The following is a 13,748-nucleotide window of genomic DNA, read 5'->3' on the forward strand; positions in this document are numbered from 1 at the left end:
CTATTTGTTTCGCTTGCCTAGCGCGGAAGCGACGATGTTCTCCAGTTCCTCCGCGGTGCCCAGGTCGTGGGGCCTCACGACAGAGTCGTCGGCAACGTAGTAAAACGCTGCACTGACCTGCTCCAACGGCACACCCTTGAGGCGCGCCCATGCCAGGCGGTAGACGGCCAGTTGCACGGCGCGGGTCTTGAGTTGCCTGCCGGCCGGGCGCTTGCCCGTCTTCCAGTCCACCAGTTCCCATGTGCCGTCCGCCCCGCGGAACACTGCGTCAATCCGCCCGCGCACCACGACGTCACCGATCCTTGTTTCCACGGGAACCTCGACGAAGGCCGGGGACCGGTGTGCCCATTCTGAATTGCTGAACGTCGCCACCATGTCATCGAGTCCATACGCTTCGTCGATGTGGGAATCGGAGCCGGGTGCTTCGTCGAGATCCAGCATGCCGGTGGTTCCGTAGTATTCCTCCACCCAGGAATGGAAGGCGGTGCCTTTGCGCGCCGAGATCCCGGGTTGCCGGGGCACCGGACGCCGGAGCTGGGCCAGGACCGCAGCAGGATCGTCTCCGAGATCGACGAACATGGACGCCGAGATGTGTCCGGGCAAATGGACGTCTTGGACGGGTTTCCGCCGTAACTGCCTTTCCAGCAACAGTTCCGCTTCGGCAGCCCAGCCGGCTGCCGTCCCGCGGAGGGACGTCAGCGAGGCATCCATGACAAGCGGCGAATCCGCCCGTAATCCTTCGACTGCGTCCCTGACGCGGATTGCCGCCGCCTCCATGGCAGCCCGCCGGCCCGGGACCAAGCGGAGCCGTTCCCCCGTGCGGGGGTCACTCGGGCCCTCGAGCGGATCGTAGGGGAAGACCGCCACCTCCGTTCCGACTGTCAAAGGGCTCTCCGTGGGCAGCGCGTCTTCGCTCAGGGACTGGGGATGAATGGCAGCGGCCGTTGCCCGGCCGGTCTCGCCTCCTGCCCCACCGGCAAGGCCGGCCAGCTCGGCAAGGAAAGGTGACGTCTCCGCAATGCCTGCCCGGGAACCATTCCACGCGGCGCTCGATGCCCACAGGACGAACTTTGCACGGGTATAGGCAACGTAGGCGAGTCGCCGCTCTTCGGCCTCACCGTGGTGCTGGACTTCCGATTTGAAGTCCTTTTCGGCGTCCAGCCAGCCCTTTTGGTCCGGCTGGTCCAGATCCCATTGAGGGAGGTCCGCCCGGTCGCCACGCAGGGGCCATGGCAAGGCAGCGGTACCGCTGCTCCACCGGGAGTCCCTGTTGCTCGGGAAGGCCCCGGCGTTGAGGCCGGGGACAAAGACAACGTCCCATTCCAAGCCTTTGGACGCGTGGACTGTCAGCAACTGCACTGCCTCGTGGTTCACCTCTGCGTCGGCCATGTCCAATCCACCTTCTTCTGACGCGGCCGCTTCAAGCCACCCCAGGAAGGCCAGGAGATCAACCCGCTGCGAAGTCTGCAGGAAACCCGCCGCGGCATCATGGAATGCGTCCAGGTTCCGGCGGGCCTGGTGGATGCTCGTCCCGGGCTTGGCAGCGACCTCAATGTCCAGCAGCATGGCACGTTCCACCTCGCCGATCAGCGTGCTCAGATCGTCTCCGATGAACCCCCGCAGGTTCCGAAGCTCCGCAGACAGCCGGCCAAGACGGTCCAAGGCCGCCGGGCTGAGGGAGCGTCCGTGACCGGAGGTCCACCCTGGGCGGGGCAGGAAGTCCAGCGCCTCCACAAGGCTGGCCGCATCAGTAATGTCGCTCTCCACGACTGTCTCCATCGGGCTTTCGTCCGCGTTGGAGGCATCGTCTGCAGTGCCGCCGTCTCCCGAGCCGCCGTGTGATCGCCGCCTGGCAAGGAACTGGGACCAGTCGCGGAAGGCCATCAGATCAGCAGTTCCGATCCGCCACCGGGCGCCTGCCAGCAAACGCATCAGGGCATCGGAACGGCCGGGATCTGCGAGGACCCGGAGCGCAGCTACGAGATCGACTACTTCAGGGGTGTCGAGGAGCCCTCCGAGGCCGACTATTTCGTACGGGATACCCTGGACCTCGAATTCACGCCGCAAGCACTCCATCTGTGCCCGACGGCGGCAAAGCACTGCCATGGTGGGGGAAACCGGCGTACCGTCTGCCGCGGTTTCAAAGACTGTGCGGCGGTAGCGGCGGACGTCCCGGGCAATCGCTGCGGCTTCGTCTTCGTCGGTGGCAAATCGTCCGAGAACAACGCTGCCGTCCGCCGCTGCCGGGCTCGGCTGCAGTGGAGGTACCGCCACAGTACTCTCTTCGGCCCTCGAGCCGGGGGCTCCCTCACTCGCGGCCGCCTTGTTAAGAGGCGCGGCAATGACGTTGGCGGCGGCCAGGATGTTGCGCCCGTTCCGCCAGGCAGTGGTCAGATACGAGGTGGGTGCCGTGGCAAGGGATGCCGGTCCCAAGCCGTCTTCCACCCGGACGGGAAATTCCTGGACAAAGTGGAACAGCTGGCCGGCCGAAGCACCCCTGAAGCCATAGATGGATTGGTTGGGATCCCCTACCGCCGTCACGGCATGCCCTCCCCCGAACAGGCGGGAGAACAAGACAAGTTGCGCGTGTGAGGTGTCCTGGAATTCATCCAACAACACAACCTTGTAGCGGGCCCGCTCGGTGGCGGCCGCCAGGGGTATGTCCTGGGCAATCTTCGCAGCGAGCGCAACGAGGTCTCCGAAATCGAGGACGCCGCGGTTCCTCTTGGCCTCTTGGTAACGCCCCACCATGTCCGCGACGCTGGCCCTGGTCCGCAACATGGCGCCTAGATCGCCGGCAGCTTGGGTTGGGTTCTTTTTCGCGGCGGACATATAGGGCAATTGGGCGAATTCGGACACCCGGTCCATTAACCAGCCCTGAACTTCGGCGGGTTCGCGCAAGTGTTCGGCGCACTCGCCGGCCAACTGCATCACGGCGTTGACCAACGTGGACTTGGCAGCGGTGAAGTGCTCATAGTCGCCGTCGTACGCTTCGACCACTTCGCTCGCAAGCTGCCACGCCTGGGCGCCGCCAAGCAGGACCACATCGCGCTCGATACCCAAGCGCAGGCCGTAGTCGGACACGATACCGCTGGCGTAGGAGTGGTAGGTAGACACTTTGGGTTCAAGTTCGTCGGAGCCTGCAACCCCCTCCGGGAAGCCGTACTCCCCGTTGTCCGAGGATGCGATGCGCTGCAGGGTGGCCAATTTCGCGCGGATGCGGCTGGCCAGCTCCCCTGCGGCTTTACGGGTGAAGGTGACGCCAAGGACCTCTTCGGGGCGAACCCACCCGTTCGCGACGAGCCACACGACACGGTCCGCCATGGTGGCGGTCTTGCCGGATCCAGCGCCGGCGATGACCAGCCGGGGGGTCAACGGTGACGCAATAATGGCGGATTGCTCTTCCGTGGGACGGTTCCGCTCGTCGAGGATATCGGCCAATTCGCCGGGCGAGAATCGAGGTTCCGGCAGTACGGCGGCTTCTTCGGAGGCCTCTCCGGCTTCGATTCCGGCGAGTGTCTGGACGGTCATTCGGTGACCTGCTTTCCCCTGGCGCACAATGGGCAAATATCGGGCAGTCGGCAGCCGTGGCCTCCGTGGCTGCCTTTTGAGGGATCGTGGCGTGCTTCGAAGCTTGCTCCGGCCATGAGCACGGCGGCCTCACTGACGAGGTCCTGCGCCCAGTTATCTCCCGGATCCAGGGGCTCTTGCGCTTGGACCACGGGCGTCTTCGTCTTGGTTCCCAACTGTGCCAGGACGGCACCGCCCGGAAGCCCCGGAACAGGGAGGTCCTGGAACGCCCCGTGCAACACGGCCGCCTGATACGCACCGAGCTGGGGGTGCGTGGCGAGTTCGGCTTTGCCAGGCTGGCGTTTGCCGGTCTTGAGGTCGACAATCACCAGCCTGCCCTCCGTATCTATTTCCAAACGATCCACTTGTCCCCGAAGCACAGCGTTCCGGCCAGCATCGGGATCCTCGGCACCGTAGCCCAGGCGCACTTCCGGCAGCGGAACCTCGAAGTCCGCTTCGATCGCCGCCAGGCTGCGGCCCTCGCTCCGCATGACAAGGACGTATTGGGCGAGTTTCCGGACCATCTGCTCTGCCCGTTGGAAGTCCAGCCTGCCTTCCCAGTTGTCCTTCATGCCCAGGGTGGGCCAGCGACGCACGAGCTCCGCGACATACTCGGCGCCGGAAGCTTCGGGCAGTTCCTGGGCAATCGCATGGACCAAGGTGCCCAGGCTACGGGCAAAGTCGGTAGCGGCTTCGCCACCTGCCGCTTGGACAAACCAGTCCAAAGGCGATTTGTGCACAGTTTCGACCTTCGAAGGAGAAACGTACACGGTGCCTTCCGCCGGCACTACCGGCGCGTCGCTGCTGAGCGGTGCCAATCCCCACCAGGAATCCGGATGCGCCCCCGGCACTGCAGGCGACGCGGTGGCGAGGTGTGCCAGCACGCGCGCGGCTTCGGCGGCGTCCTCGGCCACGCCCGGTCGGGCAAGCGCGGCGTCGTCCGGCTGAACCCGCTGCCTCAACTCGGCCACCAAGGCACGCAGGGTCATGGGCCGGCCAACCGGCGTGTACTCACGTTGGTACTGCCCCGGCTCCAAAGGCGCCACATAGTCGAGAAAGGCAGACTGCTGCTCGTCTTCCGAAGAAACCGCGGTGCAGATGAGGACTTCCCGGGCACGCGAAACGGCTGTGGAGAAGCTCCGCAGTTCGTCGTAGCGGATATCCCTCAGCCTGCTGAGGGGCCCGCGCTGCAAGGCGTGTTCAACTCCATGCTCCACGGCATCGGCAAACAAAGTACTGCCGAGGAGCTCACCCCGGAGCCTCGTATTGGGCCAGACTCCCTCCTGCAGCCCCGCCACGATGACCACGGCCCACTCCCGCCCGGCCGCGCTGGCAGGCGTCATGAGCTCCACCGCCTCCTCCAACTGGGCCCTGGCGGCAAGGGTGTCCATGGGGAGTTCCTGGCTGAGCAGATACTCCAGGAACTGTTCGGGACCGGAGCCGGGAAGCTGGTCGACATAGCGCTCGGCGGTGTGGAACAAGGCCATCATGGCGTCGAGGTCCCGGTCCGCGCGGGCGCCGGCAGCGCCGCCGTCGAGCGCCATTTCCGTCCAGCGTGAAGCCAGCCCCGTGGCTTGCCACAACGCCCACAAAACCGTCTCCGCGTTGGCTCCGGGTTCGGCGGCTGCCGAACGTCCTGCCGCGATCATGCGGGCCAAACGCCGGGCCGAACTACCCTCGATACCCAAAGACCCCAGCGCCCCCGGCTCCAGCAACGCTTCAACCAGCAACGCATCGCTGGACCGTCCACCACCGCCCAAGAGCTCCTCCCGGCGCAAGGATTGGCGCAGGCGGCGCAACTCGATAGCGGTAGCTCCGCCGATCCTCGACGTGAGAAGCGAGACGGCAGACTCAGGCGTCAGATTGGCGGCGTCCAAAACCACCCCGTACACCTCGAGCAGGGGACGGACAGCCACTTCGTCGCGGACAGCGGAATCCGCAACGGGGACACGGACGGGGATTCCCTGACCGCTCAGGTACCGCTGCAGTTGCGCCAATTGCCCGCCGTTGCGCACGATCACTGCGATGTCGCCGAACTCGTAGTTCCCGCGCAGCTGTGCTTCGAGGATGCGTTGTGCCACGTAGCGCAATTCATGGACTGTGGAGGGCAGGACATGTGCTTCGACCCGGCCCGCGGCTTGATTGGCTCCGGAACGTGCCACCTCCGCCGATGCGGGAAGTGGGTCCAGGCGCCGGGCCAGCTGCCCTCCCGCGCGCTGCGAAATACGCGCAGCCACGCCCGTCCACGCTTTTGCGACACCGGGCAGGTGCCTGTGGGTGTGCCATAGAGGAAGCTCCCGAACGACACCTTCAAGGCCGCCGAGAAGACGCGGGAGTTCGGCGACGAGGTCCGGACGGGCACCGCGGAATCCCTGGACCACGGTGTCCGGGGAGGACGCCACCAAAACGTCCTTTCCTTCGGCGATGTCCGCGAGCAGTTCAAACACTGCGGGATTTGCCTCTTGGACGTCGTCCACGAGTATCAACTGCAGCCGCTCGCGCTCAGCCGCCAGGAATCCGGGCGAGTCCTGGAAGATCTGGCGCGCGGCGGTGATGATTCCGGCCGGGTCGAAAGCTTCCGGCATGCGCAGGTCCAGGACGTCGCGGTACTCCGAATAGAGGTCTGCGGCGGCTATCCAGTCCGGCCTGCCGCATTCGTAGGCGAGCGACGTAAGATCGTCCGCCGTGCGGCCGGATTCGATGATCCGGTCGAAGAGCTGCCGGATCTCCTGCCGGAAGCCACGCGTGGGCAGCGCGGCGGACAAGTCCTGCGGCCAAGGAAGTTCAAAACCCGGCCGGGCGTGCCCCTCCAGCAGTTCCTTGATGATGAGGTCCTGTTCCGGCCCCGAGAGCAACTTGGGCGGCCGCTGCAGCGGCAGCACGCCCTCGGCTTTGGCTCGCCGGATCAGGTCGAAAGCGTATGACGCCCAAGTGCGCGCCGGCGTCGTACTCAAGCTGCGGTCCAAGCGCCCCGTAAAGGTGTCCCGCAACGCCGACGCCGCATGCCGGCCGGGTGCGAGAATCAGGATCCGTTCCGGATCCACGCCGTCACGCTGAACCCGCCGGACGGCGGTTTCCACCAGCACAGTGGACTTCCCGGTGCCGGGCGCCCCTGGTATCAGGACCGGCCCGGATCCGTGCGGGAGCCCGACGACGGCGGCCTGGTCGGCGGACAACTCCGGCGCTGCGTAGTGGACCTCGCGCGGCGGAAGCAGGCGCAAGCGGGCAGGCGCTTGCCGCGATGGTGCTTGTCGCGATTGTGCCTGCCGTGGCGCCGGCGTTGCTTCCTGCGTTGTTGCTTGAGGTGTCGGTGTTGGACTCACACGGTCATTTCATCATCGGGTACCGACAATTTATGGAGCTGACGCTCGAGTTGCTCAGAGATCGCATCGATACTGTCGAAGTCACGATCCGTCGGGGCCCACCGGGCGAGGGTCAGGTCAACGCGCCAGCGGCCTTCGCCGATCCGCAGATACTCCGCGTAGGCGCCGTGCAGCGGCGTTCCCTCGTCCAAGTAGTGGTGCAGCGCTTCCGACTCAAGGCCTGGGGGCGCCTCGCCGCTGGCACGCAGTACGCGCCACCAAGCCACGGTGCTTCCGTGGTGGCTCATGACCGATCCGATCTGCCGGGGACCGCCCGAGCCCAGAAGCTCGGCAACATCCCCATAGGACACGGCAACGCCGGGCGGCATGAGATCCACGACGGCCAGCACCGCCGTCACAAACTCCATCCGCATGCCCCCAGCCTATCGGCATGGGCCGCCGGATCGGCGCAGAAGGAGTGTCGCTCCGGTTCTTGTCGGAGGGCGCCGGTAGCGTTGAAGCATGAGCTCCTGGAATACCCTCCCCCGCGCCGCGTTCGACCTTGAGACCACGGGACGGAACTCCCGTTCCGCGAGGATCGTCACCGCTTCGATCACCGTAGTGGACGACGAAGGCGGCGTCATCAAGGAACTCGAATGGTTGGCGGATCCTGGTATCGAGATTCCCTTGGAGGCCAGCGAGATCCACGGCATCACCACGGAAAAGGCGAGGGCCGAGGGCCGACCGGCAGCAGAAGTGACGCGCGAAGTTGCCGCCGCACTCCAGGAACTGTTCGACGACGGCGTGCCGGTCATTGCGTTCAACGCGAGCTATGACTTCACGGTCTTGGCCGCCGAATCCGCCCGCTACGGCGTGCCGCAACTGAGCCGTTTCCCCGTGCTTGACCCCTACGTCATGAACAAGCAGGTCGACCGGTACCGCAAGGGCAAGCGGACCCTGACCGCTTTGTGCGAGGAATACGGGGTGAACCTCGATAACGCCCATACCTCCGCTGCGGACGCCCTCGCCACCTTGCGCGTCCTTGATGCCATGGCCGGCAAGTTCCCGAAGCTGCAAATGCCCGCCTCCAAGCTGCATCACCTCCAGGTTGATTGGGCAGCCGCACAGGCCGCCGATTTCCAGAGCTACCTGCGCAAGACCAAACCAACGGCAGTCATCGAAGGCAATTGGCCGGTTCTTCCCCCGGAAGATGCCAGCCGCGGAGACTTCTAAGGCTTCCGGACTTTCAAAACGCCCGTCCACGTACCGGACGCTTTTCCGGCGTCCGCATGATGGGACGCACGTCACATCGCTGTTGCTGCCTGGAAGCCAGCTGGACGTCAGTCACGAATTCCCCACGATACCCGAGTGACGCGGCACCTCAAGGGCACTTTCCACACTTCGCTGAATTTAATTCGGAGTTTCCGGGAATCGCACGCCTTATCGTCGTCAATTTATAGCTGAATGAGTGGATGACATAATTAAGTTTGGCGGGTCGAGTTCTGATATTGCGGCCCAAACCTGCTTTGGCTGCGTTCCCCGCCCGTCTCGATACGAACGCGTGTTCCCCGATGAAAGTGATTTGCTTGATGAAAATCAAAGCCCTGAAGTGGTTCTCTGCTGTCCCTGTGGCTGCAGTTCTCGCCGTCTCCCTGGCCGCCTGCGGTGGCGGAGCGGGCAGCACCAGCAGCGCCTCGCCGACCGACGCCCTCCAAGGCAGCGACCAGAAGACGCTGGACAAGTACACCACCAAGGACGTCACTCCGGTGGACAAGATCGACAAGTCCAAGCTGGGCCTGATCACCGACGGCACCCTGCGCGTCGGCACGCTCTCGGACGCCCCGCCGAACATCTTCATCGATCCCTCAGGCAAGTTCACCGGCTATGACAACGAACTCCTGCGCGCCGTCGGCGCCAAGCTGGGCCTCAAGGTCGAGTTCGCCTCCACTGACTTCTCGGCGCTGCTCTCCCAGGTCAAGAACAAGCAGTTCGACGTCGGATCCTCCTCGATCTCCACCACGGACAAGCGCCGCGAGACCGTCGGCTTCACCAATGGTTACGACTTCGGCTACATGGCCGTCGTGACCAAGACCGACTCCAAGGTCAAGGGCTTCGCGGACCTCAAGTCCGACGTGCGCATCGGCGTCGTCCAGGGCACCGTCCAGGACGACTACGTCACCAACACGCTCAAGCTTGAGCCCGTCCGTTTCCCGGACTACAACACGGTTTACGCCAACGTAAAGAGCGGCCAGGTTGACGCTTGGGTCGCCCCGTCGCAGCAGGCAACCGGCCAGGTCAAGGACGGCGACAACACGAAGATCGCCGAAAAGGTCGTCAACACCCAGAACTTCACTGCCTGGGCCGTGAACAAGGACAACCAGCCCCTGATCGACGCCCTCAACTCCGGCCTTGACGCCGTGATCGCAGACGGTACCTGGACCAAGCTGACGGCCGAGTGGTACAAGGACCGCCCGACCCAGGCGGAGCAGACCCCTCAGGGCTGGAAGCCGGGCAGCAAGGCCGTCCAGATCCCGGCCAAGTAACCCAGGCGTTCCATGGATCTCCAGGAAATCCTCAAGCAACTCGGTGAGACCTTCCTCGATTGGAAGGCGATAGGCGAAGTCATCCCCAAGATGTTCGCCGTCGGCTTGCCGAATACCATTGTCTTGGCCGTCACCTCGGGCGTGATCGGAACTGTGCTCGGCATGGCGCTCGCCTTGATGGGGATCTCCCGGAACCCCGTGGCCCGGTGGATAGCCCGCATATACACCGACGTCCTTCGTGGGCTGCCGCCCGTCCTCACCATCCTCGTGATCGGCCTCGGCTTCGGCCCCATCATCCGTCAGCTGAGCGGCTCCACGAGTCCGTATCCGTTGGCCGTCGCGGCGCTGTCCCTGATGTCGGCGGCGTACATCGGCGAGATCTTCCGTTCCGGTATCCAGAGTGTTGACAAGGGTCAGCTAGAGGCAACGCGTGCCCTGGGGTTCGGCTACGGCCCTGCCATGCGGCTTGTGGTGGTTCCCCAGGGCGTTCGGCGGGTCCTGCCGGCGCTGGTCAACCAATTCATTGCGTTGATCAAGGAGTCGTCGTTGGTCTTCCTCCTTGGCTTGCTCGCCTCAGAGCGCGAGATCTTCCAGATTGGCAAGGATGCGGCCTCCACGAGCGGAAATCTGTCGCCCTATGTAGCGGCAGCAATCTTCTACCTGGCGCTGACCATTCCATTGACGCACTTCGTGAACTGGATTGACCGCCGTCTCAGGACAGGCCGGCCGGAAAAGAAGGAACCGGACGAGGCAGCCGCCGTCGTCGGGAAGGGAGCCCAGGCATGAGCGAATTCGCTTCAGGAACACTGACGGCCAAGAACATCCACTTGTCCTTCGGGTCGAACCATGTCCTGCGGGGCATCGACCTGCACGTCGAGAAGGGCACCACGGCTTCCGTGATCGGCCCTTCCGGCTCAGGGAAATCCACGCTCCTGCGCGTTATGAACCGGCTCATCGAACCCGAGCAGGGCGACATTTTGCTCGATGGCCGTTCGGTACTCAAGGACAACCCGGATGAACTGCGCCGGCGGATCGGCATGGTCTTCCAGCAGTTCAACCTGTTCCCGCACAAAACGGTGGCGGAGAACGTCTCCTTGGCCTTGCGGAAGCTCCGTGGCATGTCCAAGGAGCAGGCACGGGAAGACGCCTTGGCCCAACTGGACCTCGTAGGGCTCAAGCACAAAGCCGACGTCCGGCCAGCCAACCTCTCCGGCGGACAACAGCAGCGAGTGGCCATTGCCCGCGCGCTTGCCATGAAGCCCGAGGTGATGTTCTTCGACGAGGCAACATCGGCCCTGGACCCTGAACTGGTCAAGGGCGTGCTCGCGCTCATGACCGATCTGGCCAAGGGCGGCATGACCATGGTGGTGGTAACCCATGAGATGGGCTTCTCAAGGAACGTCTCCGACACCGTGACGTTCATGGACGCAGGCGTCGTCGTAGAGACCGGTTCGCCGGAACAACTCTTCACCGAGCCGCGGACCGAGCGCCTGAAGGGCTTCCTTTCGGACGTGCTCTAGGCCTTAGCAACGGGGAATCCCCGGCTTTCAGACGAAACACCCCTCGTGGTGAGCCGTCCGGTAGCCGGGGATTTTTCGTGGCCGGAGCTACTTCCCGGCCTTCACCTGAAGGACAGTCAAGGCCGCGGCATCCACTGAGTCGCGGAATCCAGGATCGGTCTGCGCCCGTTGCAGCACCTGGGCATACATCGCCGGAACTGAAGCAGTGTCCGCGCACAGAACCATGGTGCCGCCCGCCCCGATGAAATTCGTTGCCCTGTCCCCCATGCTCCAGGGCGACAGCTGCACGGCATTGCACAGATCATCGGACACGATGACGCCGGTGAACGCTGCGTCCGTCCGCAACATGGTGCGCATGATCACCGATGAAAACGGCGCCACATGGTCGGGATCGATCTTGTCGTAGTAGGCGTTCGAAATCATGACCCACCGGAGTCCCCGGTCGATCGCTGCCTTGAACGGCATCAGGTAGGGATCCGTCCGGGTGGTTTCGGTGTCGTGGACGTTCGCGCTGACGTCGGTGTTCAGGCTGACGCGCCCCATTCCCGGAAAATGCTTGACCACCGGCGCCACCCCTGCGTCCCGCAATCCGTCCGCCATCGCGTTCCCATGCTCGGACACCGCCGCCGGATTGAAGCCGTATTCGCGCTTGAACGCCCCAATGGGCTTATTCGAGGGTGCAAATTCGGGGCTGGGCACCGTATCCAGTACGGGTGCCAAATCAACATTCACTCCGGCCTGCAAAAGTTGGGACCCCCAGTTCCGGGCGTCGGCGCGAAGTTGTTCCGGGCTCGAATTCGCTTGGTCCAAGGCTGCGGGAATAGGCAGGAACCCGGGTCCCCGGAGCACTTGAACGGAGCCGCCTTCCTGGTCCGTCGCGACGGACAGCGGCAACCCACGGCTTGCGGCCGGCGAAATGGCCGCCCTCAGCTTTGCCACAACTGATGCCGTCGCCGCGACGCCAGCCTGGCTTCGTCCGGCCAGATATATATTGCCCACGTGGTTGTTCAGGAGGTCGGTCACCGCGCTCGAATCGCTTCCGTCGGCCTTGGCCGCCACCATGAACAACTGCCCTACCCTTTGTTCCAGGGTCAGGCCCGCGAGCCGCTGTTCCGGCGTCGGGTGTGGAGGCGGCGGCAACTCAGTGGGCCCGGCAGGAGTAGCAGAAGCAGGCGGCGATCCCGCAGGCGGCGAGCTGGAAAAACCAGGCGTCGGGACGGCCCGTGGGGCAGTTGGCGTGGCGGGCGGGTCCCCGGCTGCCACCAAACCGCCGTCAGCGGTATCGGCATGCGCAATTCCGGCGAATGCCCCGGCCATCAGGGCGAAAAAGATGAACAGTGGAATTCTGGACGGCTTGAGCAGATGAATCATCGCCTTGTCGATTCGATCGTTGCCCACAGCCTGCTCCCCGGCCGGCAGTGGGCGCAAGGAACAGGCTGCAAAGCATCGGAAAAGCGCCGTAGGTCAGGCTGCGGCCTCCGCGGCCGCCTTGGCCGCAGCGGGAAGGGCGTCGAAAATCCGGTTCATCGCGGCATCGTCGTGGGCAGCGGAAAGGAACCACGCCTCGAAGACCGACGGCGGCAGGTAGACACCGGAGTCCAGCATGGAGTGGAAGAACGGTGCGTAGCGGAAGACGTCCTGGGCCTGGGCGTCGGCGTAGTTGTGGACTCCGTTGACCGACGTACCGAAGGCCACCGAGAAAAGGTTCCCTGCGCGCTGGATCGAGTGGTCCACGCCTGCGGTGTCCAGCGCCGATGAGAGTGCCGCCGAGAGTTCCAGCGAGCGGGCATCCACGAAGCTGTAGACCTCCGGCGTCGCGAGCGTCAGGGTGGCGACGCCGGCGGCCATTGCCACAGGGTTCCCGGACAAGGTTCCTGCCTGGTACACCGGGCCAAGGGGCGCAAGGTAATCCATGACGTCGGCACGTCCGCCGAGCGCCGCCGTCGGCATCCCGCCGCCGATGACTTTGCCGAAGGTCAGCAGGTCCGGCGTCCAGCCTTCCTGGCGGCCTGTGAGGCCCCAGTAGCCCGCGTAGCCGGTGCGGAAGCCGGTGAGCACTTCGTCCAGGATCAACAGCGCGCCGTGTTCGCGGGTGATGCGGGACAGGCCTGCGTTGAAGCCGTCGTTCGGCGTTACCACGCCCATGTTGGCGGGAGCGGCTTCGGTGATGACGGCAGCGATGTTGTTGCCGTGCGCAGCAAAAGCGGCTTCCACCGCACCGAGGTCGTTGTACGGCAGGACGAGGGTTTCAGCGGCGGCAGCTTCGGTGACACCGGCTGAACCGGGCAGAGCCATGGTCGCAAGGCCCGAGCCAGCCGCGGCGAGCAGCCCATCGAGGTGACCGTGGTAGCAGCCGGCGAACTTGACGATCAGGTTGCGGCCAGTGAACCCACGGGCCAAGCGAACGGCGGTCATGGTGGCCTCGGTGCCCGTGGACACCATGCGGATGCGTTCGACGGCGGAGACGCGTTCCTTGACGATCGCGGCGAGGTTTGCCTCATCGGGCGTCGAGGCACCAAAGGACAAACCGCGGTCGACGGCGGCATGGACGGCGTCGAGGACTGCCGGATGTGCGTGACCCAGGAGCGCCGGACCCCATGAGCAGACGAGATCGACGTATTCGCGGCCATCTGCGTCGGTGAGGTAGGGACCCTTCGCCGAAACCATGAACTTCGGGGTGCCGCCGACGGAGCCGAAGGCGCGCACCGGAGAGTTGACGCCGCCGGGCATCAGGGATCGGGCGCGGTCGAACAGCTGGTCGGAGACAGGGGTGTTTGAAGTCATGGTGTCCATTCTTTCAGGGATTCGGGACG

At 64.7% G+C, this 13,748-nt stretch carries 9 protein-coding genes; 4 read left to right on the forward strand and 5 right to left on the reverse strand.

From position 1 onward, the window contains the following. The 3 genes from VLA65_RS05185 to VLA65_RS05195 all read right to left on the reverse strand — a co-directional run bounded on the left by VLA65_RS05185 (nt 1) and on the right by VLA65_RS05195 (nt 7,306). Nucleotides 1–3,531 carry an ATP-dependent helicase gene (locus tag VLA65_RS05185; protein WP_332601955.1) on the reverse strand — a complete coding sequence of 1,177 codons (3,531 nt, stop codon included), beginning with the start codon at nt 3,529–3,531 and terminating at the stop codon, nt 1–3. Continuing rightward, complete coding sequence (locus VLA65_RS05190; protein ID WP_332601956.1) at nt 3,528–6,791, reverse strand: ATP-dependent helicase; 3,264 nt, start codon at nt 6,789–6,791, stop codon at nt 3,528–3,530. Before VLA65_RS05190 ends, VLA65_RS05185 begins: the two co-directional genes overlap by 4 nt. Before the next feature lie 98 nt (nt 6,792–6,889). After that, a complete protein-coding gene (locus tag VLA65_RS05195) occupies nt 6,890–7,306 on the reverse strand; it encodes an MGMT family protein (RefSeq protein WP_306964314.1) in 417 nt (138 codons plus the stop codon). Nucleotides 7,307–7,394: 88 nt separating this feature from the next. On the opposite strand from VLA65_RS05195, the gene VLA65_RS05200 reads away from it, so the two are divergent. From VLA65_RS05200 to VLA65_RS05215, 4 genes are all read left to right on the forward strand, one after another. Continuing rightward, the gene (locus tag VLA65_RS05200) at nt 7,395–8,105 is read left to right on the forward strand and encodes a 3'-5' exonuclease (RefSeq protein ID WP_306964312.1); all 711 of its coding nucleotides are present in this window, start codon (nt 7,395–7,397) and stop codon (nt 8,103–8,105) included. 356 nt (nt 8,106–8,461) lie between these two features. Continuing rightward, a complete protein-coding gene (locus tag VLA65_RS05205; RefSeq protein ID WP_284751584.1) occupies nt 8,462–9,415 on the forward strand; it encodes an ABC transporter substrate-binding protein in 954 nt (317 codons plus the stop codon). A 12-nt stretch (nt 9,416–9,427) separates the two neighbouring features. Then, nucleotides 9,428–10,201, forward strand: coding sequence for an amino acid ABC transporter permease (locus VLA65_RS05210; RefSeq protein WP_059387509.1), 774 nt, complete (start codon nt 9,428–9,430; stop codon nt 10,199–10,201). Then, nucleotides 10,198–10,935 (forward strand): amino acid ABC transporter ATP-binding protein, encoded by a 738-nt coding sequence (locus VLA65_RS05215; protein ID WP_306964309.1) that lies wholly within the window; start codon nt 10,198–10,200, stop codon nt 10,933–10,935. The genes VLA65_RS05210 and VLA65_RS05215 overlap by 4 nt, the downstream gene beginning before the upstream one ends. 87 nt (nt 10,936–11,022) lie before the next feature. Here VLA65_RS05215 and VLA65_RS05220 read toward each other — a convergent pair whose 3' ends face one another. Together VLA65_RS05220 and hemL are read right to left on the reverse strand one after the other, a co-directional pair. After that, a complete protein-coding gene (locus VLA65_RS05220) occupies nt 11,023–12,333 on the reverse strand; it encodes a glycoside hydrolase family 3 N-terminal domain-containing protein (protein WP_332601957.1) in 1,311 nt (436 codons plus the stop codon). A 66-nt stretch (nt 12,334–12,399) separates the two neighbouring features. Further along, nucleotides 12,400–13,719, reverse strand: coding sequence for a glutamate-1-semialdehyde 2,1-aminomutase (gene hemL, locus VLA65_RS05225; protein WP_284991495.1), 1,320 nt, complete (start codon nt 13,717–13,719; stop codon nt 12,400–12,402). Nucleotides 13,720–13,748 lie beyond the last annotated feature (29 nt).

It is taken from the genome of Arthrobacter sp. S2(2024), from assembly GCF_036662515.1.
In the GTDB taxonomy this organism is placed as follows: domain Bacteria; phylum Actinomycetota; class Actinomycetes; order Actinomycetales; family Micrococcaceae; genus Arthrobacter.